The sequence below is a fragment of the Brevundimonas sp. genome (assembly GCF_044239655.1).
Lineage (GTDB): Bacteria > Pseudomonadota > Alphaproteobacteria > Caulobacterales > Caulobacteraceae > Brevundimonas.
Genome location: NZ_JBIIAY010000020.1, coordinates 1 through 20,063, shown reverse-complemented (window position 1 = coordinate 20,063; position 20,063 = coordinate 1). Strand labels below are relative to the sequence as shown.

Sequence of the window (20,063 nt, the reverse complement as noted above, 5' to 3'; positions counted from 1 at the left end):
GACGGAGGGCGGCTGGCACTGAACTATGGGGTTGCGCTCTCCAGGACAGCCTGGTCTTCGCCGGTGAGCGAAGATCGGCACCAGAACTATAGCGCGCGTGAACCAGGCCTTGGAGCGGGCGGCGGGAATCGAACCCGCACGAAAAGCTTGGGAAGCTTTCAGGCTACCACTACATCACGCCCGCGGAAGCACGGGCGATATAGCCCCCGACGGCGCGAAGGCAAAGGGTTTCGCACCCCGTCCAGCGCGCTTCAGTAGGCGAAGTCGCGGTAGATGCGGGTGACGTCGCCCTGCCAGTCGCCGTGATACAGGGCCAGAAGCCGGTCGGCGGGGGTCAGGCCGGAGTCGGCGATGTCTTCCAGTTCCGACAGATAGCCGCGCTCGTCGACCATGCCGCCGCTGAACCGGGCCCGGTTCTTGAGGCCCTCGCGGGCGATGGCGACCATGTCGACGGCGACGTCGCGCAAGGATCGGCCCGCGACCTCGGCCTTCAGGCCCAGACGTGTCACGTCGCGGCGCAGGCGCTCGTGGTCGCCGATGTCCCAGTCCTTGCACAGGTCCCAGGCGGCGGCGAGCGACGGGGCGTCGTAGAAGATGCCGGTCCACAGGGCGGGCAGGGCGCAGATCCGGCTCCAGGGACCGCCGTCCGAACCGCGCATCTCAAGGTACGACTTCAGCCGGACCTCGGGGAAGAGGGTGGTCAGGTGGTCGTTCCAGTCGGCCATGGTCGGGTATTCACCCGGCAGGATAGACAGTTTCCCGGCCATGAAGTCGCGGAACGACAGGCCCGAGGCGTCGAGGTATCTGCCGTCGCGCTTGACGAAATACATCGGGGTGTCGAGCGCATAGTCGGCGTAGCGTTCGTAGCCGAAGCCGTCCTGGAAGACGAAGTCGATCATGCCGGTGCGGTCGGGATCGGTGTCGGTCCAGACGTTGGCGCGGGCCGACAGGAAGCCGTTGGGCTTGCCTTCCGTGAACGGCGAGCACGCGAACAGGGCCGTGCCGACGGGTTGCAGCGCCAGCGAGGTGCGGAATTTCAGCACCATGTCGGCCTCGGACTCATAGTCGAGATTGGCCTGGATGGTGCAGGTGCGCAGCATCATGTCGAGGCCCAGATTGCCCTTTTTCGGCATATAGGCGCGCATGATGTCGTAGCGGCCCTTGGGCATGACCGGCACGTCGGCGCGGGTCCACAGGGGATCGAAGCCGGCACCGAGGAAGCCCAGGTTCAGCTGGTCCGCGACCTGTTTGACCTCCATCAGGTGCTGGCCGGTCTCGTTGCAGATGTCGTGGATGGTCAGCAGTGGCGCACCCGACAGCTCGAACTGGCCGCCGGGCTCCAGACTGATGGAGGCGGTCATGCCCTCCGCGTTCTTGCGGGTCAGGGCGATCAGGTGGCCGCCCTCCTCGACCGGGGCCCAGCCGAAGCGCTGCAGGCCGGTGAGCATGGCGTGGATGCCGTTGGGCCCCTCATAGGCCGGGCGGCGCAGTGTGGACTTGTCGAAGCCGAATTTCTCGTGCTCGGCGCCGACGCGCCACTGGTCCCTGGGCTTGGCCCCACCGGACATGACGGAGACGAGCTGGTCGCGGGTAAGCGGCGGATTGGCCATGGGTCGTCCCTTCCGATACGCAAACCGTATCGGTCCCTGTGGCGGCTAGATGGGCGGGAAACCGTGCCGCATCAAGCCTGTGGGCCGAGAGGATTTCTAATAGCGGCGGTTGGAGGTCAGCCCGGTTCGGCCAGCAGGGCGTCGATCAGGGCGTGGGCCTGGGGGCTGTTCCAGTCGGCCTCGCCTGAGAAGGACGCACGGATACGGCCCTGGCGGTCCAGCAGGATGGTCTGGGGCATCTTGCCCTTGCCTGGAAACTCGAACGGCAGCTGGAATTTCGGGTCGCTGTAGAGGGGCAGGGGCTCGTGGACGTCGATGAAGGAGGTGGCGTCGGCGATCTTGTCGGCACCGGTGTCGACGTTGATGGGCAGGACCACCAGCGGCCTGTCGGCATAGGTGGTGGCGAGCGCGGCGATGGTCGGCATCTCGGTGCGGCACGGCGCGCACCACATGGCCCACAGATTGACCAGCACGACCTTGCCCTTGAAGTCGGCGAAGGTCGTGTCGGCACCGTCGCGGGTCTTGAAGACATAGGCGGGGGCGGCCGGGATCGCGGCGGGCGTCTCCAGCCGGGCCAGGGATCCGGTGGCGAAGCGGGCGAGGTCGCTCTCGGGTTCGGGCGCCGGCGGCGTGGAAACTTTGGCGACGACGTCCGGCTTGGCGTATAGGAACGCGCCGCCGCCGATCGCCGCGATCAGCACGACGCCCACAATCACGCCTATCGCCGTCTTCGAGCCGCTCATGACCGACAACACCACCCCGGAAGAAACGACTAAGGCCGGTCAAAGGCCCGCCGGTCAAGACATGTGGGGCGGACGCTTTTCGTCGCGCCCGGCCGACATCATGCAGGCCATCAATGTCTCAATCGGCGTGGACCGGCGCCTGTGGGCTCAGGACCTGGCCGGATCGCGAGCCCATTGCCGGATGCTGATCGCCCAGGGGATCATCCGGGCCGACGACGGCGCGGCCATCCTGTCAGGGCTCGACACCATCCAGGGCGAGATCGAGGATGGGTCGTTTCCGTTCCGCGACAGTTTCGAGGACATCCACATGAATGTGGAGGCGCGGCTTTCGGAGCTGATCGGCGAGCCGTCGGGGCGGCTGCACACGGCGCGGAGCCGGAACGACCAGGTGGCGACCGATTTCCGGCTGTGGGTCCGCGACGCCTGCGACCGGACGAGGTATCAACTGGTGGCGTTGCAACGCGCCTTGCTGGCGCGGGCCGAACAGCATGCGGGCGACCTGATGCCCGGGTTCACCCATTTGCAGACGGCCCAGCCGGTGACGTTCGGTCATCACCTGATGGCCTATGTCGAGATGTTCGGGCGCGATGCGGGGCGGTTCGCCGATGCGCGCAAACGGATGAACGAGAACCCGCTGGGGGCGGCGGCGCTGGCCGGATCGCCCTTCCCCATCGATCGTCATGCGACGGCGACCGAGCTGGGATTCGACCGGCCGATGGCGAACTCGCTGGACGCCGTGTCGGACCGGGACTTCGCTCTGGAGAGCCTGGCCGCCGCCTCGATCACGGCCGGGCATCTTTCGCGGCTGGCCGAGGAGATCGTGGTGTGGATGACGCCGATGTTCGGATTCGCCTCCCTGCCCGACGACCTGACCACAGGCTCGTCGATCATGCCGCAGAAGCGCAACCCCGACGCGGCCGAACTGGTGCGGGCCAAGACCGGGCGGATCATCGGGTCGTTCGTCGCGCTGAGCACCGTGATGAAGGGCCTGCCGCTCGCCTATTCCAAGGACATGCAGGAGGACAAGCCGCCGGTGTTCGAGGCGTTCGACGCCCTGGATCTGGCGCTGACGGCGATGACGGCCATGGTCACGGCCATCATCCCGAACACGCAGCGGATGGCGGCGGCGGCGGGGGCAGGGTTCTCGACCGCGACCGATCTGGCCGACTGGCTGGTGCGCGAGATCGACCTGCCGTTCCGCCGGGCGCACCACGTCACGGGCGCGGCGGTGAAGATGGCGGAGGGCAAGGGCGTGGGTCTGGCGCAACTGTCGCTCGCCGAATTGCAGAGCCTTGAACCGGGCGTCACCGAGGCGGTTTACAAGGTGCTCTCTCCCGAGGCCTCCTGCGCCAGCCGCCAGAGTTTCGGGGGAACCGCGCCGGAACAGGTCCGCGCGCGCATCGCCGATTGGAAGACGCGCCTATGAAAAAGATCCTCGTCACGGGCGTCGCCGCCGTGATCGCCGTGTCCGCATCGGCCTGTGGTCGCATGGCCGACCTCGAAGCCCCGGCCCCGCGCGAGAGCGAACGCGCGCCGCGCGACGCCTGGGCCCGCGACCTGCCCGACCCCGCCACCGTCAATCGGCCGTCGAGCCAGGTTCCGATCGACGGGGGTCCGACCAATCCGCTCGGCGGGCCGGCGGCCGCGCGACCGCAGTAGCCTTCTCCTCCCCGTTCCGCAGGAATGGGGAGGTGGCGCGGCCCTGCTTCTGGGCCGTGACGGAGGGGGCGACCCGGTCTGTCCGATCCGATAGCCGTCAGCCCTAACTCCACACACCCTGTCGCCCCCTCCGTCTCGTCGGCCAAGCGGCCTTCCGATCCACCTCCCCATCCGCCAAGCGGCGGACGGGGAGGAGAACCAACCCCGGACCCAGACCTTGCACCATTTCGATCTGAAGGACGGCGCGTTGTACGCCGAGGGCGTCGCGCTCGAGGGGCTGGCGGATCAGGTCGGGACCCCCGCCTATGTCTATTCGACCGCGACCTTGCAGCGGCACTATCAGGTTTTGCGTGAGGCGGCCGATGCGCACGGGGCGGCGCTCGGGAACGCCCTGATCGCGTTCGCGGTCAAGGCCAACTCCAACCTGTCGGTGCTGGCGACCCTGGCGAAGCTGGGCTGCGGCGCCGACACGGTGTCGGAGGGCGAGATCCGGCGCGCGCTCAGGGCCGGGGTTCCGGCCGACAGGATCATCTTCTCCGGCGTGGGCAAGACCGATACCGAACTGGCCTTCGCCATCGAGGCGGGGGTGCGCCAGATCAATGTCGAGAGCCCGGCCGAACTTGACCGACTGATCGCCATCGCCGAACGCATGGATGCCGTCCCCGAGATCGCCATCCGGGTGAACCCCAAGATCGGGGCCGGAGGTCACGCCAAGATCACGACCGGCGGCGAGGGCGACAAGTTCGGCGTCCCCGCCGACGAGGCCATGGACCTCTATGTCCGCGCCGCCGCCTCGCCCCATGTGACGCCGGTGGGCCTCGCCTGTCACATCGGCAGCCAGATCACCGACCTGGCCCCGCTGGAGGCCGCGTTCCGGCTGTTGCGGTCGATGACGGAGCAGCTGCGCGCGCGCGGGCAGACCGTGACCCGGCTCGATCTCGGCGGCGGCCTGGGTGTGCCCTATGTCGGGGGCGCGCCGACGGCGTCGCCAGCCGACTATGTGGCCATGGCGGCGCGCGTGCTGGACGGTCTGGACGTCGAGGCGGCGTTCGAGCCGGGGCGGCTGCTGGCGGCCAATGCGGGCGTGCTGCTGAGCCGGGTGATCCAGGTGACCGAACGGGCCGATGGACGGCGCTTCCTGGTGCTGGATGCGGCGATGAACGACCTGATCCGGCCAGCCATGTACGACAGTTTCCACGAGGTTCAGCCGGTCCGGCCACGACCGCTGGGCGGGCACAACGCCCCGACCGCCTATGACATCGTCGGGCCCATCTGCGAGACCGGCGACACCTTCGCGCGCGGTCGCGACCTGCCGCCGCTCCAGGCGGGGGATCTGGTTGTGTTCACAGGGGCCGGAGCCTACGGCGCGGTGATGTCCAGCGAATACAACACCCGACCGCTGGTGGCCGAGGTCATGGTCGACGGCGACCGCTGGGCCCTCATCCGCCCCCGCCCGACCTATGACGAGATGCTGACCCGCGAACCGCTGGCGGATTGGTTGTAGCGCCAGCAAAGGTCCGATCATCCCGGCGAAAGCCGGGATGAGTAGGTCAGGACGGAAACCTAAGCTCAGGCCCCCGGCGTGCGCATCGCCTGATCGGCGGGGACGCCGGCGGTGACGGGGCGGGGCGCGCCGGCGGTCTCGCCCGGCTTCATGAACTTGACCAGGACGCGCTGGCCGATCAGCAGGGGCGCGTCTCCGGCCGAGACGACGACCTCGACCACCCGTTCGTCGGTGCGTTGCGAAGGATCGTCCGAGGCCAGTTTGCGGGCGCCGAAGACGGCGGCGCGACGGAGCACGGCACCGATATAGACCTTGGACGGATCGCCCTCCGGGGTGATCTCGACGGCCTGACCGGTGGCGATGTTGGGGATGTCGCTCTCGACGATCTCGGCGCGGGCGATGCGCGGGGCGTCGGGCTCCAGGTCGAACATGGCCGAGACGTTCAGGGTCGAGGCGCCGGCGCCGGGGTTGGCGTATCGGCGGGCGATCCGGCCGTTGGCCGGTGACCGGATGACGGTCAGTTCCTGATTGTACTGGGCCTGGGCCAACTGGGCGCGGGCGGTCTGGACGGCGGCCGATTGCGAGCCGAGACGGGCCTGGGCGGTGGCGATGGCGTCGCGCGCCTGATCCATCCGGGCCCCGGCGACGAAGTTTGTGGCGACCAGCTTCTCGAGACGATCGTATTCGCGCTGGGCGGTGTTGATGTCGACGCGGAGCGAGGCCAGCTGGCTCTCGGCCTGGGCCACGGTGGCTCTGGCGGACTGGACGGCGAGGCGGGCTTCGTCGTCTTCCTGACGGGCCAGGATCTGGCCGGCGACGACACGGTCGCCTTCCTGGACCAGGACCTCACGGATGATGCCGCCGCGACGGGCCGCGACCTGGATGATGCCGCCCTCGACATCGACCTTGCCGTTGGCGATGGCCGCATAGGGGCTCTCGACCTTGGTGGCGGCGGCCTTCTCGGCCTCGGCCTTCTTCGCTGCTCCCGCTTTCGAGAACATGATGAAGCCGACGACGATGACGAGGATCAGCAGGACGCCGATCCAGGTCCATTTGTTCTTGAGGAAGGCGGGCATGATGTCGGTCCTGATGGATCTTTTTGGGCGGTTCAGTGAGAGGCGAGCACGGCGTTGGGGTCGGGAATGCGACGTTCGTCCGAGGCGATGATCCCGTCCTCGATCTTGATCACCCGGTCGGCCCAGGCCTCGAGGCGCGGGTCGTGGGTCACGCAGATGACGGCGGCCCCGTGTTCGGTGGCGGCGCGGCGCAGCAGCTTGATGACGATCTGGCCGTTCTCGCCGTCCAGCGCCGAGGTCGGTTCGTCGGCGAACAGGATCTTGGGGTCCTTGGCCAAGGCGCGGGCGATGGCGACGCGTTGCTTCTCGCCGCCCGACAGCAGGGACGGGCGCTGGTTCAGCCGGTGACCCAGGCCCACCTCGACCAGGGCCTCGGTGGCGCGCTTCTTCGCAGCCCCGGCCGACATGCCCTGGAACTTCAGCACGGTCGTGACCTGTTGCAGGGCAGTCAGGGCCGGGAACAGGTTGAATCCCTGGAAGATGAAGCCGCAGTGATCCAGGCGGAACTTGTCGATCTTGCCGTTCGACAGCTTCCACAGGTCATCGACGTCGAGGCAATCGACGCGGCCCTCCTCGGGCTTGAGCAGGCCTGACAGGGCCGCGATCAGGGTCGACTTGCCCGAGCCGGACGGACCCATGACCATGGTCAGGTCGCCGTGCCGCGCATCGAAATCGACGCCTTTCAGGACCTCGACGAAGCCCTTGCCGGACTTGAACCGCTTGACCAGGGCCTTGGCCTCGATGGCGAAATCGCCATGCTTGCCGTGGACTTTCGTGTGCTGGGAAAAATCGGTCATCGCAGCAGGTCCGCCGGTTGGCTCTTCTTCAGGACGCCCATGGACAGCAGGCCCGACACCATGGCGATGATGACCAGTCCCCCGCCGACGACGATCAGCAGGACTGGCGGCAGGGCGATGATCACCGCATTGGCCATGGCCAGCAGGGACACCAGATACGTCAGGCCGATGGCGGCCATCACCCCCACGATTCCGACCCAGAAGCTGAGCTCCATCACGATCCGGTTCAGCGACCCCATGCCGACGCCCAGGGCCCTGAGCGAGGCGAACTCCTTGATGTTGGCCAGGATCGCGCCTTGCAGGGTCTGCCAGGTGATGGCGATGCCGATGATGGTGCCCAGCACCACGCAGCCGCCGATGATGATGACCAGGATGCCTTCCTCGAACATGGCGCCGGCGTTGGCGTCGGCCAGTTCCTGGCGCGTCCAGGCCTTCCACTTGCCGTCGCCCATCTGGTTCAGCTGGCCGGCGACGATCTGGGCACGGGCCGGATCGCGCAGCTTGATCATCAGGGGGCCGACGCGGGGTCCGGTATCGGCCTGACCCAGCATCCGCAGGGTGTCGCGCGACATCACAATGTTGGACTGCATCATGTTGGGATAGCCACGCAGGATGGCGACGACGGTCACGGTCTGGCCGTTGTACATGGCCTTGTCGCCCAGCTTGACGCCCAGGGGCTTCAGCGCCGTCTCGTCGATCGCGACCGTATAGGGCTGGCGCAGGGCGTCGATCAGGTCCTGGGAATAGTCGGTCGGAATGGTCACGGCGCCCGGGGTGGTGTCGATGATCGAGGCCTGGACGAACTGCTGGCGCGGAGCACCCTGTTTGGCCCGGTCGGCCTGGCTCATGGTCGGATCGATGTCCTTGATCGACTGGAACGAGCCGCCTGCGCCGTCCAGCGGCTGAACCTCGACCACGTCGGGATGGTTGTAGGCCAGGGGGATGAACCGGCGCGGCACGCCCGAGGGTCCGCCCATCAGCGACTTGGCGCCGGGCTGCATTATGATGATGTCGGCGCTCGACCGCTCGATCGTGGCGGTAAAGCCCTTGCCGATGCCGATGAAGACACCGGTCATGGCCAAGACCAGCAGGCCTGACAGGGCCAGGGCCATGACGGCGGCCATATAGCGGCGCCACTCATAGAGCAGCGTGGACAGTGCGAGCGACAAGATGTTCAACCCCGAGTGTTGGCCCTATCTGACGACGGCGTTCGCCGGGGTCGAGTTAAATCGGGGTAAGGGTTCGAAGGCGGGCATGGACGGGGGCGGATGATGGGGATAGCAATCCGCGTCCCCTTTCGGAGTTCGTTCCAAAATGTCGCTTCGTCTTACCGTCTCGCTTCTTGCGTCGGCCGCGTCCGCCGCCGTCCTGTCCGTCGCCGCCAGCCCCGCCAAGGCTGATGAAGGCATGTGGACCTTCGACAATTTCCCGATCCAGACCGTCAACGACAAATACGGCACCCGCATCGATCAGGCCTGGCTGGACCGCGTCCGCAACGCCGCCGTGCGCCTGAACGGCTGCTCGGCGTCGCTGGTGTCGGGCGAGGGCCTGGTCCTGACCAACCATCACTGCATCGTCCAGTGCGTGCAGGACCTGTCCACGGCCGAGAAGGACTACGTCAAGGACGGCTTCATGGTCGCCACCCGCGCCGAGGAGCGTGAGTGCGTCGGCCAGACCGCCGAGATCCTGACCGACATCACCGACGTGACGGACCAGGTGCTGGCGGCCGGCGCCGGCCTGGAAGGCGCCGCCTTCGTCCAGGCGCGGGGTGCCGCGACGACCGCGATCGAGGACGCGGCCTGCACCTCCAAGGAGACCGAGACCTGCCAGGTCATCAGCTTCTACCGGGGCGGACGCTACGCCCTGTACAAGTTCCGCAAGTATGAGGACGTCCGGCTGGCCTTCGCGCCCGAGTTCCAGGCGGCCTTCTTCGGCGGCGATCCCGACAACTTCAACTTCCCCCGCTATGCCCTGGATGCCGGTTTCCTGCGCATCTACGAGGACGGCAAGCCGGTGGTGACGCCGAACCACCTGACCTGGAACCCGGCCCCGCCCAAGGAAGGCGATCCCGTCTTCGTCGCCGGCAACCCCGGCTCGACCTCGCGCCTGCTGACCATCTCTCAGCTTGAGCGTCTGCGCGACCAGCAGCTGCCCGTCACCCTGATCCAGGGCTCGGAACTGCGCGGCCGAATCCAGGAGTATGCGACGACCTCGGAAGAGGCCAAGCGCGTCTCGGTCGATCCCCTGTTCGGTCTCGAGAACTCCTTCAAGGTCTGGTACGGCCAGCAGGGGGCCCTGACCGACCCCGCCTTCCTCGGCAAGAAGCGCGAGGAAGAGGCCGAGCTGCGCCAGCGCGTCGCCGCCGATCCCGCCATCGCCGCCAGGATCGGCGATCCCTGGGGCGACCTGGAAAAGGTCCAGTCGGCCGCGCGTGACCTGTACCTGCCCTACCGCCAGCTCGAGGCCTCGGCCGGCGGCGGTTCGACCCTGTACAACTATGCCCGCGCCATCGTCCGCACCGCCAAGGAACGGGCCAAGCCCGTCGCCGAGCGCCGCGCCGGTTATACCGACGCCGCCATCGCCCAGACCGCACGCCGCCTGGCAGAGGTCACCCCGATCGACGCCGGTCTGGAAGAAATCTACCTGACCCACTGGCTGCTGAAGACCCGCGAATACCTGACCGTCGACAACGCCCAGGTGAAGGCCATGCTGGGCAAGGACGCGCCCGACGCCATCGCCGACCGCGTGGTGACCGGCACGAAGCTGAACGATCCGGCCGAGCGCGCCCGCCTGTTCGCCATGACGCCCGAACAACTGGCCGCCTCGGGCGACCCGTTGATCGCCTTCGTGATGGCCAATGACGACGCGGCCCAGGCCGTGCGGGCCCAGTGGGACTCGGCCGTCAACGGCCCGACCGCCAAGGCCGCCGAGAAGATCGCTCAGGCCCGCTTCGCGGTCTATGGATCGAACCTGTATCCGGACGCGACCTTCTCCCTGCGTCTGTCCTACGGGGCGGTCGAGGGCTGGACCTATCGCGGCGTCACCGTGCCGCCCTTCACCTATATGGGCGGGCTGTACGAGCGGGCCACGGGATCGGAGCCGTTCAACGCCGCCGCCGCCTTCGTCGCCGCCGAGGACAAGGTCAACAAGGACACCGTCTACGACTTCGTCTCGACCAACGACATCATCGGCGGCAACTCGGGCTCGCCCGTGATCAACGCGGCGGGCGAAGTCATCGGCGCGGCCTTCGACGGCAACATCCACTCGCTGGGCGGATCTTACGGCTATGACGGCACCCTGAACCGCACCGTCACGGTCTCCACCGCCGCCATCACCGAGGCCCTGCGGAATATCTATGACCAGCCGCGCCTGCTGGCCGAGCTGGGGGTTCGGTAGAAGCCACCAAGTGTCTCCCTCCCCTGCGGGGGAGGGTGGCTGAGCGCAGCGAAGCCGGGTGGGGAGGGCAAGGTAATACGGCGTTGGTTTGCCTCGCCGTCCCCACCCGGCCGCTTCGCGTCCTGCCCTCCCCCGAGGGGGAGGGAGATATTCGGAGTCATCCCATGCGTCTCGCCCTATCCGCCTCCCTCGCCGTCCTCGCCTTCGCCGCCGCTTCGTCCGCGAGCGCCGAGGAGGGCATGTGGACCTTCGACAACTTCCCCATCGCGCGGGCCAACGCCACGCTCGGCACGAACATCGACCAGGGCTTCCTCGACCGAGTGCGGTTGTCGTCGGTGCGGTTCGGCGGGTGTTCGGCGGGGATCGTGTCGGACGCCGGTCTGGTCATGACCAACAACCACTGCGTCGCGACCTGCGTGGCTAATCTGTCGACGCAGGCGGTCAACTATGCCGAGACCGGCTTCACGCCCAGGGCGCGCGAGGAAGAGGTCAAATGCCCCGGCGCCACCGCCGAGGTCCTGACCGACATCGCCGACGTGACGGAGCGGATGCACAAGGCGGGCGAGGGTCTGTCGGGCTCCGCCTTCACCCGCGCCCGTGACGCCGAGGCCGGCCGAATCGAGAGCGAGGCCTGCGGGACCGCCACCGACAAGCGTTGCCAGGTCGTCAGCCTGTATCGCGGCGGTCAGTTCAAGCTCTACACCTACCGGAAATACAACGACGTCCGCCTGGCCTTTGCACCCGAGGACCGGGCCGCGACATTCGGCGGTGATCTGGACAATTTCAGCTTCCCCCGCTTCGCCATCGATGCGGCCTTCATCCGCCTGTACGAAAACGACGCCCCCGCGCAGACCCCGACCCATTTCGTCTGGAAGGCGGACAAGCCGGTCGAGGGCACGCCCGTCTTCGTCTCCGGCAGCCCCGGCGCGACCCAGCGCCTGCTGACCCAGGACCAGCTGATGACGATCCGCGACGTCGTCCTGCCGATGGATCAGCTGATCGCCTCCGAACTGCGCGGTCGGCTGATCCGCTATTCCGAAGAGGGCGAACGTCAGGCCTTCGAGGCCATGGACCCCATCGTCGGGCTGGAGAATACCTACAAGCGTGGCCTGGGCCGGATGCGGGCGCTGACGGACCCAGGCTTCATGGCAGCCCGGGCCGCCGCAGAGACCGATTTCCGTTCCAAGGCGGGCGACCCCGTCTTCGCCGACCTGACCGCCATCCAGCCCGCCTTGCGCGAACTCTATCCGTCCATGGCCTTGCTGGAAGGCGGCACGGGCGTCGGCACGACCCCGGTCGCGGGCGGATCGCAGCTGTTCGCCTGGGCCCGGACCATCGTGCGCGGTGCCCAGGAGCGGGCCAAGCCTTCGGCCGAGCGGTTGCCCGAGTTCGGCGACGCGCGTCTGTCGGCGGCCCAGACCGCCCTGTTCGCCGAACGGCCGGTCTATCCGGGGCTGGAGCAGGTCCGGATGGAATGGTGGCTGTCAAAGACCCGCGAATGGCTGACCGTTGACCATCCCTATATCCCCGCCCTGCTGGGCAAGGAGTCGCCCGAGCAGCGGTCGGCGCGCCTGATCGAGGGCACGAAACTGGCCGACCCCGCCGTGCGTCGCGCCCTGTGGGAGGGCGGTCTGGCCGCCGTCGAGGCGTCGGACGATCCGCTGATCCAGTACCTGCTGTCGATCCAGGAACCGACCCGCGCCGTCCGCACCGAATGGGAGGAAAAGGTCCAGGCGCCGACCGACCGCGCCTCCGAACAGCTCGCCGCCGCCCGCTTCGCCGCCTATGGCGACGCCGTCTATCCGGATGCGACGGGCACCCTGCGCCTGACCTATGGGCTGATCGAGGGTTCGGACGTTCCCGGCCAGCGCTGGGGACCCTTCACCACCTTCGCCGGCCTGTGGGACCGGGCGACGAGTGCCCCGCCGTTCGACGTGGCGCCGAAGTTGTTGGCCGCCAGGGACCGGATCGCGGGCGACACCGTGATCAACATGACCGTCTCGTCCGACACCATCGGCGGGTCGTCAGGCTCGCCGGTCGTGACTACGGCAGGCGAGATCGTCGGCGCGAATTTCGACTCCACCGTCCTGACCCAGCGAAACGCCTACGGCTACGACCGCAACGTCAACCGCAGCGTCATCGTCACGACCGGCGCGGTGACCACGGCCCTGCGCGACGTCTACGGCATGGACGGGCTGGTGGCGGAGCTGGGCGTCCGGTGAGCCTCAGCCTGCGGCCCGCGACGGCCGACGACATCCCGGCGCTCCACGCCCTGATCGAGCGCGCCTATCGCGGCGAGTCGGCCAAGAAGGGCTGGACCCATGAGGCGGACCTGCTGGGCGGCCAGCGGACCAGCACGGACGAACTGTCCGGCATCGTCGCCGACCCGGATCAGGTCATCCTGCTGGCCCAGTCCGGCGGCGTCCTGATCGGCTGTGTGCGGGTGATGCGCCAGGATGGGGCGCGTGCCTATCTGGGGATGCTGACGGTCGATCCCGTGCGTCAGGCGGGGGGCATGGGCCGCACCCTGCTGGAGGCCGCCGAGGCCGAGGCGCGGTCCCGGTTCGGCGTCGGCCGGATGGAGATGACCGTCATCTCGACACGGTCCGAGCTGATCGCCTGGTACGAACGGCGCGGCTATCGGCTGACCGGCCGCACCGAACCCTTCCCCGTCGAGGTCCAGGATTTCGGCGACCTGCCGCCCCGGACGCTGGAGTTCGTGGTCATGGACAAGCCCCTATAGGGGCTCGAACGACTTCTCTTCGGGCGGGTTCAGCTGGGTCTTGGCCTTGGCGAAATACTCCCAGCCGGTCCAGACGGTGATGATCGCGGCCAGCCAGATCAGGATGTCGGCAAAGGTCTGGAACCACACCAGATAGTCGAAATCCCATCCGAAGCCGTCCCAGTTGCGGGCCAGCAGTTGCGCGCCCAGGGCCACCAGTTGGAGGGTCGTCTTCCACTTGGCCAGCAGGGTGACCTCCAGCTTGACCTTGCCGGCCGTGGTCTCGCGCAGGGCCGAGACGGCGAATTCGCGAAACAGGATCAGGCCGCACGGAATGGCGATCTGAGGCACGCTGCCGCTGGTCAGAACGCCGAGGATGGCGCCGGTAACCAGAATCTTGTCGGCGATCGGATCCAGGATCGCACCCCACCGGGTCGTCGCATTCCAGCGCCTCGCCAGATAGCCGTCGATCCAGTCGGTCGAGGCCGCCACCACGAAGATCCAGAATGCCGCCCGGTACAGGCCGAATTGGTCCTCGGGGCTCAGATATGCCGACAGATAGGGCAGCCCCCCCGTCGCCCCCGCCAGGATCAGGAACATCACCACCCCGGCGACCAGACGCAGGCCGGTCAGGATGTTGGGGATGGGGTTTGCGTGGGGATTGGGGTTCATGTGTTCGGTCCGGGCGAGGCGTCCAGCAATGAAGCCAGCAAGGGGTGAAGTCGTTCCGCGAACGGGTTGGCGATCGTAACGCCGCGATACGTGACCCCGTCCTGAAAGTCTTCAGAAAGCAGGAAACGACATCCCGCCTCAGCCGCGACACAGACGATGATGGAGTCCCACATCTGGAGCTTGTGATCCGCCGCCAATCGGATCGCGGTGGCGAACGTCATCGGCGAATGAACCGTCAACGTCAGCAGATCAATCCACTCCTGGACAATTTCGACTGCGTCCTGCCGGCTATGTCGATCCTTGCGGGTGAGGACATTGTACAGTTCGCCGGCGACCTGGCTTGGCAAGACGAGGTCAGCCGCACCAATGGCCGCGATGATGGCGTTCGCTCGGCGTTGGCGCGTCGCGTCATCCACCCCAGCGGCATAAGCGAGGACGTTGGTGTCGAGCGCGAACTTCACTCGTATCCGTCATCACGGGTGACTCGCCCCAGGTTCTGAGGCGGAAGCTCGGCCAGTCGATCAAGAAGGGCGTGGAGACGACGCTGCCGCTCCGCCTGATCCATCTCTTCAGGCCGCATGGGTGCCAGCCTCGCCACCGGCTTGCCCCGCGAGGTCACGATATAGGTCTCGCCGCCTGCCACCTCGTTCAGGACGCGCGAGAACTCGCGGTTGGCGTCGGTGGCGGAGATGGAGCGTTCCATCCCGCGAATGTAGTGCATCTCACTACTTTCGGCAAACCTAGCCCAGCGGCTCGAACCTCGGCTTGTCGGTCAGGGCGCGCAGGACGCCGTCGGCGATGCCGAAATGCAGACCGGTCAGGGTCAGTTCGCCCGCCGCTTCGCGCTCGGCGATCCAGGGGAAGCTGCGCAGGTTCTGGAGCGACAGACGCACGACGGCCTCTTCGGTCGCCTGTTCGACATCGTCGGGCTCGACCACCTGGGCGACGGCGCGGACGGCGGGGGTGCCTTGCGCGATCCAGGGGGCGACGAAGTCCTGACAGGTGTCGGGCGCCCCGGCCCGCATCGCCGCGACGCCGCCGCAGTGGGCATGGCCCATGACCACGATGCGCGACACGCCCAGCACCTTGACCCCGAACTCCAGCGCCGCCGAGACGCCGTGCAGCTGGCCGTCCGGCTCATAGGGCGGCACCAGGTTGGCGACGTTCCGAACCACGAACAGCTCGCCCGGCGCAGAATCGAAGATCAGGGCCGGATCGGCCCGGCTGTCGGAACAGGCCACGATCAAGGTGTGCGGCTTCTGTCCCTTGGAGGCCAGGGCCTCGTACTCGGCGCGAGCGGCCGGCCAGTGATCGGCGCGGAACCGGCGATAGCCAGCGGTCAGTTCGTCGGGGGTGTCGGTCATGGCGCTCCTATAGGCAGTCCAGGGCGACCTTGTCAGGCCCCGCGTGGCGTCTTGTCGATCAGGACCGCCTGCTGCCACGGGCTTGGGGCCTTGTCGGTGCGGTGGATGCATCCGGCCCAGCAGCAGGGGCGCTTCTTGCCTTCCAGCAGTTCTTCGACCGTCCTGCCGATACGCCGCTCGCGCGTCTTCGCCTGTTTCGCGTCGTCCACCCAGCAGATGAATTCGTTGCGGCCCAGCGGCGTCAGGCTCTGCCACAGGGCGAGCACGGCGTCGTCCGACTGGACGGCGGCTTGCAGGTCAGGCCGGGCCTGATGAACCGTGCCCTGTGCGAACTCGCTCATTCCGAAACCTCCGGGATACCCCAGCCTAACCCTGGGCCTGCGGATGGAAAAAGCCATGGATGCGTTCGGCCATCGCCCGGTTAATGCCCTCGACCTTTTCCAGGTCGACGACGGCGGCGCGCCCCACCCCCTTGGCCGAGCCGAAGGCGTGCAGCAGGGCCTTCTTCCTTCCCGGCCCGACGCCCTCGATCTCGTCCAGCGGGTTCTTCTTGATGTCCATCGATCGGCGGGTCCGGTGGGCCCCGTTGGCGAAGCGGTGGGCCTCGTCACGCAGGCGCTGGATGTAATACAGCGCCGGCGATTTCAGCGGCAGCATGAAGGGCGGTTTGCCCGGCACGAAGAACCGCTCCATCCCGGCATCGCGGTCCGGCCCCTTGGCCACGCCGACGGCCAGGATGTCGTCCAGACCCAGGTCGGCCAACACCGCCTGGACCTCGGCCAGCTGGCCCGCGCCGCCGTCGATCAGCAGCAGGTCGGGGCGAATGACCTCCTCGACGCCTTCCTCCTCATCCTTGACCAGCCGGCCGAAGCGGCGGCGCATGACCTCGCGCATCATGCCGTAATCGTCGCCGGGGGTCAGGTCGGTGCCGCGGATGTTGAACTTGCGGTACTGGGATTTCTGGAAGCCCTCGGGCCCGGCGACGATCATGCCGCCGACCGCATTGGTCCCCTGGATGTGGGCGTTGTCATAGACCTCGATCCGCTCGGGCGTCCCCTCCAGCCCGAAGGCCTCGCAGACCTCGGCCAGGATCCTGCCTTGGGCGGAGCTCTCGGCCATCTTGCGGCCGAGCGCCTCGCGGGCATTGGTCAGGGCGTGGTCGACGAGCGAGGTCTTGTCGCCGCGCAGGGGGCGCTCGATGGAGACGACGCGGCGGCCGTCGGCTTCCTTGGCCTTCATCGAAAAGGCCTCCTCCAGCAGCTCCTTCTCGAACGGGACGACGTTGGACAGGATCAGGCGCGGGACCGGCTTGTCCTCGTAGAACTGGCCCAGGAAGGCCGACAGGATCTCCGGGTCGGTGTCGGACCTGTCCACGCGCGGGAAATAGGCCCGCCCGCCCCAGTTCTGGCCGCCGCGATAGAAAAACACCTGCACGCAGGCCTGACCGGCTTCAGAGAACAGGGCGAAGACGTCGGCCTCGGCCACGCTGTCAGCGCTGACCGAGTTTTCCATGGTGATGGCCGACAGGGCGCGGATGCGGTCGCGGACGCGGGCGGCCTGTTCGTAGTCCATGGCTTCGGCGGCCGTGGTCATCTCCTGCGACAGCCGGCCGATCACCGCGCGCGACTTGCCCTTCAGAAAGGCCGAGGCCTCTTCGACCAGACCGGCATAGTCCTCCAGCGAGATCAGGCCGGTGCAGGGGGCCGAGCAGCGCTTGATCTGATGCAGCATGCAGGGGCGCGTCCGGGTCTCGTAGACGCTGTCCGAACACGACCGCAGCAGGAAGGCCTTTTGTAGGGTGTTCAGCGTCCGGTTGACCGCCCAGGTCGAGGCGAACGGCCCAAAATAGTCGCCGTCGGTGGTGTGGGCGCCGCGATGCTTGCGCACCTGGGGGGCGCGGTGGTCCTTGCGGATCATCAGCTCGGCGAAGGACTTGTCGTCGCGCAGCACGACGTTGAACCGGGGCTTCAACTTCTTGATGAAGTTGGATTCCAGCAGCAGCGCCTCGGTCTCCGACGCCGTGACCACCAGCTCCATCGACCGGGTCAGCGACACCATCAGGCCGATACGCTGGGTGTGGAACCTCCCTTGCGCATACTGCAGGATGCGCTTCTTGATCGAGCGCGCCTTGCCGACATAGAGGCAGGTCCCGTCCTCGCCGTACATGCGGTAGACGCCCGGCTTGTCCGGCGCGCGCCGGGCCTCGTCGCGGATCAGGTCGGCGGCCTTGAGCACGCTCTCTGCGGGCGAATCAGCGGTGACGGCGTCGTCGGTCATCGCCCTCCATATAGGCCGAGTGGCGCATCGGCGTCAGGGGCGGTTCAGCCGCGCCCGCGCATCCAGAGCCAGAAAGACGCAGATGGCCAGAAGGCCGATGTCCTTGGCCAGGAACTGACCGGTCGATCCCAGGGCCGGGAAGCCATGGCCGTCCTGCACGATGCCGGGGGCGCTGAAGAAGAAGCTCAGGGTCACCACGAAGGTCGCCACCCCCATCAGGGCACCGATCAGACCGGCCCAGGTGAAGCGACCGCCGAGCGCGATCAGGATGCCGCCGGTGATCTCCAGCACGCCGATGACGATCGAGGCGCTGGCCACGCCGACGAGCGGATACATCCAGCCAAATAGCCAGTAGGTCTGGGCCAGACCGGCGACGCCCTCGGCCTCATAGGGCAGGAACTTCATATAGCCGAACCAGATCAGGATCAGGGCGATCCCGAACCTGAGGGCGGCGCGGCCGTCCAGCGCGGGGCGAGCTGCCTCGGTTCGGGCGAAGTTCAGGCGGGTGATGGACTCGGTCATGGGGTGTCTCCGTTTGGACCCCATTCGTCAGCGAGCCGGAATCGGTTACCGCACGTCGGTTTTCAGCCGCGCCGGACCAGCAGGACCCCGGCGAACACCAGAACGACCCCGAGGAGCTTGGTCAGGCCGACCGGCTGGCGCGGCACGCCCAGGGCTCCGAAATGATCCAGCGCCAGGCTGACCAGCAACTGGCCCGCCACCATCAATGTGATGGTCAGGGCGGCCCCCAGCCGGGGCACGGCCCACGCGGCGGTGATCACGAAGACGCAGCCGTACAGCCCGCCCATCCAGGCCCAGGCCGGCATGGCCCGCGTGGCCGCCACGTCCGGCCGCACATGCAGCACGGCCGCCAGCAGGCCCAGGGCCACGGTGCCGATGGCGAAGGACACGAAGGCCGCATTGACCGGCGACCCCACGGCGGCCGCCAGCCTTGCGTTGGTCGGCGCCTGCAAGGCCGTCGCCCCACCCGCGAGGATGACGCCCAGCAGGATCAGATAGGTCATCGGGTTCATGGGGCGGAGCTAACACGGTGGGCGAGGATGCGCACCTGGGTCGCCGTCACCAGTCGTGCGTCGCCTCGATGCCGCCGAAGACTTCACCCAGCCGGGCCCGCGTCGAGCGATGGGCGTCGTCGGGCAGGGCGTCGGGATGGAACCAGCCGATCTCGGCGATCTCGCCATGACTGGTTCGCTCGCCCGCCGTCCAGGCCTCGACGCCATAGACCAGCACATGATCGCCGCGAAAGAACCGTTCGTTGGAGTGGATCGAGATCAGCCGGGGTGCCGTCTTCGCCACCAGCCCGGTCTCCTCACGCAGTTCACGCACCGCCGCCCCTTGCGTGGTCTCGCCCCGATCCACCCCGCCACCGGGCAACCACCAGCCCGCCACGTAGGTATGTCGCACCAGCATGACCCGACCTTCAGCGTCCGTCGCCACGACCCGCACCCCCAGCGTCATCCCGCGCGTCGCCCGCGAGACCGCAAAAAACACCGGCCGGGTGAAGGGCTCAATCAGGATACGCCAGTTCATCGTCGCGCTTGTCCGCAGGCCGGGTACGTCAGGACCATGCTGGACGAGTCAGCGTGGCCCGTCGATGCCATGCTGTTGCAAGGCAGGCATTCCGAAGGTCTGTTATGGGGGAAAGCGGACCTAACCCTCTTCAGAGGTACCAGTCTTGGCCGTGATAGGTAAGGCCTGCGACGTTGGCGTCCAGATTCAGCATGAACGGTCCGGTGTGCTGCGAAAGTTCCAGCGCCATCATGTTGTCCGCGTCCGTCGCCTCGACCGGCAGCGCCTCCGGCCCCATCTTCTTGACGCCGGGCTCGAGATTCCCGCCGCTCGCGCTCCACAGGATGTCGGACGAGACCAACCGTGTGTTCGCCAGTTGGATCAGCATCTCGTTCACCCCGTCTCCGCCCAGATCGACAAAGAGGAAAGACCCGGTCCCCTGGTACGCAATACCGAAAGCATCCGACGCTCCCGTACGCACCGCGCGCAAGTCGATCCGGTCCACCCCAGTTTCGAAATCAACGATTATGTCGGCATCGGCCCTGCGCGAGGAATCCGAAGCCGCGAGATAGACGAATGTATCCGCCCCCCCTTGCCCGCCCAAGGTGTCGTTCCCGCCGCCGCCGATGATGATGTCATCCCCCGCCCCGCCATAGATGGGGTCATTCAGCGCCGACCCGATCAATGTGTCCGCGTTGGCTGAACCGACCATA

Annotated in this window: 21 protein-coding genes and 1 tRNA gene; 6 read left to right on the top strand and 16 right to left on the bottom strand. The window is 67.5% G+C overall.

The genetic code is table 11. The features are described from left to right. Positions 1 to 110: 110 nt before the first annotated feature. The 3 genes from ACILQR_RS04400 to ACILQR_RS04390 form a co-directional block, all read right to left on the bottom strand. Positions 111 to 184 (bottom strand) — tRNA-Gly (locus tag ACILQR_RS04400). Between the two features lie 67 nt (positions 185 to 251). Beyond that, positions 252 to 1,610: a glutamate--cysteine ligase gene (locus tag ACILQR_RS04395; protein WP_395650274.1), complete on the bottom strand. Its 1,359-nt coding sequence runs from the start codon at positions 1,608 to 1,610 to the stop codon at positions 252 to 254. Between the two features lie 116 nt (positions 1,611 to 1,726). Then, positions 1,727 to 2,353, bottom strand: a complete 627-nt coding sequence (locus ACILQR_RS04390; RefSeq protein WP_395650273.1) for a TlpA family protein disulfide reductase — start codon at positions 2,351 to 2,353, stop codon at positions 1,727 to 1,729. 61 nt (positions 2,354 to 2,414) lie between these two features. On the opposite strand from ACILQR_RS04390, the gene argH reads away from it, so the two are divergent. From argH to lysA, 3 genes are all read left to right on the top strand, one after another. Continuing rightward, on the top strand, positions 2,415 to 3,779 hold the full coding sequence (gene argH, locus ACILQR_RS04385; RefSeq protein WP_395650286.1) for an argininosuccinate lyase: 1,365 nt from the start codon (positions 2,415 to 2,417) through the stop codon (positions 3,777 to 3,779). Continuing rightward, positions 3,776 to 4,012, top strand: coding sequence for a hypothetical protein (locus ACILQR_RS04380; RefSeq protein ID WP_395650272.1), 237 nt, complete (start codon positions 3,776 to 3,778; stop codon positions 4,010 to 4,012). The genes argH and ACILQR_RS04380 overlap by 4 nt, the downstream gene beginning before the upstream one ends. 217 nt (positions 4,013 to 4,229) lie before the next feature. Next, entirely contained in the window at positions 4,230 to 5,516 is a 1,287-nt protein-coding gene (gene lysA, locus ACILQR_RS04375; protein ID WP_395650271.1) for a diaminopimelate decarboxylase, read from the top strand. A 65-nt stretch (positions 5,517 to 5,581) separates the two neighbouring features. Here the strand turns inward: lysA and ACILQR_RS04370 are convergent, their stop codons facing one another. Genes ACILQR_RS04370 through ACILQR_RS04360 form a run of 3 tightly spaced genes read right to left on the bottom strand, consistent with a single transcriptional unit; the run spans position 5,582 to position 8,558 of the window. Further along, the gene (locus ACILQR_RS04370) at positions 5,582 to 6,592 is read right to left on the bottom strand and encodes an HlyD family secretion protein (protein WP_395650270.1); all 1,011 of its coding nucleotides are present in this window, start codon (positions 6,590 to 6,592) and stop codon (positions 5,582 to 5,584) included. A 32-nt stretch (positions 6,593 to 6,624) separates the two neighbouring features. Continuing rightward, on the bottom strand, positions 6,625 to 7,389 hold the full coding sequence (locus ACILQR_RS04365) for an ABC transporter ATP-binding protein (protein WP_292153004.1): 765 nt from the start codon (positions 7,387 to 7,389) through the stop codon (positions 6,625 to 6,627). Then, positions 7,386 to 8,558, bottom strand: coding sequence for an ABC transporter permease (locus tag ACILQR_RS04360; protein WP_395650269.1), 1,173 nt, complete (start codon positions 8,556 to 8,558; stop codon positions 7,386 to 7,388). Before ACILQR_RS04360 ends, ACILQR_RS04365 begins: the two co-directional genes overlap by 4 nt. A gap of 145 nt (positions 8,559 to 8,703) precedes the next feature. On the opposite strand from ACILQR_RS04360, the gene ACILQR_RS04355 reads away from it, so the two are divergent. The 3 genes from ACILQR_RS04355 to ACILQR_RS04345 all read left to right on the top strand — a co-directional run bounded on the left by ACILQR_RS04355 (position 8,704) and on the right by ACILQR_RS04345 (position 13,528). Then, positions 8,704 to 10,785 (top strand): S46 family peptidase, encoded by a 2,082-nt coding sequence (locus ACILQR_RS04355; protein ID WP_395650268.1) that lies wholly within the window; start codon positions 8,704 to 8,706, stop codon positions 10,783 to 10,785. A 164-nt stretch (positions 10,786 to 10,949) separates the two neighbouring features. Then, positions 10,950 to 13,007, top strand: a complete 2,058-nt coding sequence (locus tag ACILQR_RS04350) for a S46 family peptidase (protein ID WP_395650267.1) — start codon at positions 10,950 to 10,952, stop codon at positions 13,005 to 13,007. After that, positions 13,004 to 13,528 (top strand): GNAT family N-acetyltransferase, encoded by a 525-nt coding sequence (locus ACILQR_RS04345; protein ID WP_395650266.1) that lies wholly within the window; start codon positions 13,004 to 13,006, stop codon positions 13,526 to 13,528. Before ACILQR_RS04350 ends, ACILQR_RS04345 begins: the two co-directional genes overlap by 4 nt. Here ACILQR_RS04345 and pgsA read toward each other — a convergent pair. The 10 genes from pgsA to ACILQR_RS04295 form a co-directional block, all read right to left on the bottom strand. Continuing rightward, positions 13,523 to 14,179, bottom strand: coding sequence for a CDP-diacylglycerol--glycerol-3-phosphate 3-phosphatidyltransferase (gene pgsA, locus ACILQR_RS04340; protein ID WP_395650265.1), 657 nt, complete (start codon positions 14,177 to 14,179; stop codon positions 13,523 to 13,525). The genes ACILQR_RS04345 and pgsA overlap by 6 nt on opposite strands. Next, positions 14,176 to 14,640 carry a PIN domain-containing protein gene (locus ACILQR_RS04335; protein ID WP_395650264.1) on the bottom strand — a complete coding sequence of 155 codons (465 nt, stop codon included), beginning with the start codon at positions 14,638 to 14,640 and terminating at the stop codon, positions 14,176 to 14,178. Before ACILQR_RS04335 ends, pgsA begins: the two co-directional genes overlap by 4 nt. After that, the gene (locus ACILQR_RS04330) at positions 14,637 to 14,900 is read right to left on the bottom strand and encodes a type II toxin-antitoxin system Phd/YefM family antitoxin (RefSeq protein WP_395650263.1); all 264 of its coding nucleotides are present in this window, start codon (positions 14,898 to 14,900) and stop codon (positions 14,637 to 14,639) included. The genes ACILQR_RS04335 and ACILQR_RS04330 overlap by 4 nt, the downstream gene beginning before the upstream one ends. Positions 14,901 to 14,919: 19 nt before the next feature. Continuing rightward, positions 14,920 to 15,543 (bottom strand): carbonic anhydrase, encoded by a 624-nt coding sequence (locus ACILQR_RS04325; RefSeq protein WP_395650262.1) that lies wholly within the window; start codon positions 15,541 to 15,543, stop codon positions 14,920 to 14,922. Between the two features lie 32 nt (positions 15,544 to 15,575). Beyond that, the gene (locus tag ACILQR_RS04320; RefSeq protein ID WP_395650261.1) at positions 15,576 to 15,884 is read right to left on the bottom strand and encodes a YdeI/OmpD-associated family protein; all 309 of its coding nucleotides are present in this window, start codon (positions 15,882 to 15,884) and stop codon (positions 15,576 to 15,578) included. A gap of 25 nt (positions 15,885 to 15,909) precedes the next feature. Then, positions 15,910 to 17,820, bottom strand: a complete 1,911-nt coding sequence (gene uvrC / locus ACILQR_RS04315) for an excinuclease ABC subunit UvrC (RefSeq protein ID WP_395650260.1) — start codon at positions 17,818 to 17,820, stop codon at positions 15,910 to 15,912. A gap of 33 nt (positions 17,821 to 17,853) precedes the next feature. After that, positions 17,854 to 18,342, bottom strand: coding sequence for a YkgB family protein (locus ACILQR_RS04310; RefSeq protein WP_395650259.1), 489 nt, complete (start codon positions 18,340 to 18,342; stop codon positions 17,854 to 17,856). A 62-nt stretch (positions 18,343 to 18,404) separates the two neighbouring features. Beyond that, positions 18,405 to 18,854: a DMT family transporter gene (locus ACILQR_RS04305; protein WP_395650258.1), complete on the bottom strand. Its 450-nt coding sequence runs from the start codon at positions 18,852 to 18,854 to the stop codon at positions 18,405 to 18,407. A 46-nt stretch (positions 18,855 to 18,900) separates the two neighbouring features. Then, positions 18,901 to 19,371 (bottom strand): NUDIX domain-containing protein, encoded by a 471-nt coding sequence (locus ACILQR_RS04300; RefSeq protein WP_395650257.1) that lies wholly within the window; start codon positions 19,369 to 19,371, stop codon positions 18,901 to 18,903. Positions 19,372 to 19,501: 130 nt separating this feature from the next. Next, positions 19,502 to 20,063, bottom strand: a 562-nt coding sequence (locus tag ACILQR_RS04295) for a M10 family metallopeptidase C-terminal domain-containing protein (RefSeq protein WP_395650256.1), incomplete at its 5' end; no start/stop codon positions are given.

What these genes read in the sequence shown, in the direction of transcription:
- ACILQR_RS04395 (WP_395650274.1), bottom strand. Translation starts at nt 1,610, where the DNA reads ATGGCCAATCCGCCGCTTACCCGCGACCAGCTCGTCTCCGTCATGTCC.
- ACILQR_RS04390 (WP_395650273.1), bottom strand. Translation starts at nt 2,353, where the DNA reads ATGAGCGGCTCGAAGACGGCGATAGGCGTGATTGTGGGCGTCGTGCTG.
- argH (WP_395650286.1), top strand. Translation starts at nt 2,415, where the DNA reads ATGTGGGGCGGACGCTTTTCGTCGCGCCCGGCCGACATCATGCAGGCC.
- ACILQR_RS04380 (WP_395650272.1), top strand. Translation starts at nt 3,776, where the DNA reads ATGAAAAAGATCCTCGTCACGGGCGTCGCCGCCGTGATCGCCGTGTCC.
- ACILQR_RS04370 (WP_395650270.1), bottom strand. Translation starts at nt 6,592, where the DNA reads ATGCCCGCCTTCCTCAAGAACAAATGGACCTGGATCGGCGTCCTGCTG.
- ACILQR_RS04365 (WP_292153004.1), bottom strand. Translation starts at nt 7,389, where the DNA reads ATGACCGATTTTTCCCAGCACACGAAAGTCCACGGCAAGCATGGCGAT.
- ACILQR_RS04355 (WP_395650268.1), top strand. Translation starts at nt 8,704, where the DNA reads ATGTCGCTTCGTCTTACCGTCTCGCTTCTTGCGTCGGCCGCGTCCGCC.
- ACILQR_RS04350 (WP_395650267.1), top strand. Translation starts at nt 10,950, where the DNA reads ATGCGTCTCGCCCTATCCGCCTCCCTCGCCGTCCTCGCCTTCGCCGCC.
- pgsA (WP_395650265.1), bottom strand. Translation starts at nt 14,179, where the DNA reads ATGAACCCCAATCCCCACGCAAACCCCATCCCCAACATCCTGACCGGC.
- ACILQR_RS04330 (WP_395650263.1), bottom strand. Translation starts at nt 14,900, where the DNA reads ATGCACTACATTCGCGGGATGGAACGCTCCATCTCCGCCACCGACGCC.
- ACILQR_RS04325 (WP_395650262.1), bottom strand. Translation starts at nt 15,543, where the DNA reads ATGACCGACACCCCCGACGAACTGACCGCTGGCTATCGCCGGTTCCGC.
- ACILQR_RS04320 (WP_395650261.1), bottom strand. Translation starts at nt 15,884, where the DNA reads ATGAGCGAGTTCGCACAGGGCACGGTTCATCAGGCCCGGCCTGACCTG.
- uvrC (WP_395650260.1), bottom strand. Translation starts at nt 17,820, where the DNA reads ATGACCGACGACGCCGTCACCGCTGATTCGCCCGCAGAGAGCGTGCTC.
- ACILQR_RS04310 (WP_395650259.1), bottom strand. Translation starts at nt 18,342, where the DNA reads ATGACCGAGTCCATCACCCGCCTGAACTTCGCCCGAACCGAGGCAGCT.
- ACILQR_RS04305 (WP_395650258.1), bottom strand. Translation starts at nt 18,854, where the DNA reads ATGAACCCGATGACCTATCTGATCCTGCTGGGCGTCATCCTCGCGGGT.
- ACILQR_RS04300 (WP_395650257.1), bottom strand. Translation starts at nt 19,371, where the DNA reads ATGAACTGGCGTATCCTGATTGAGCCCTTCACCCGGCCGGTGTTTTTT.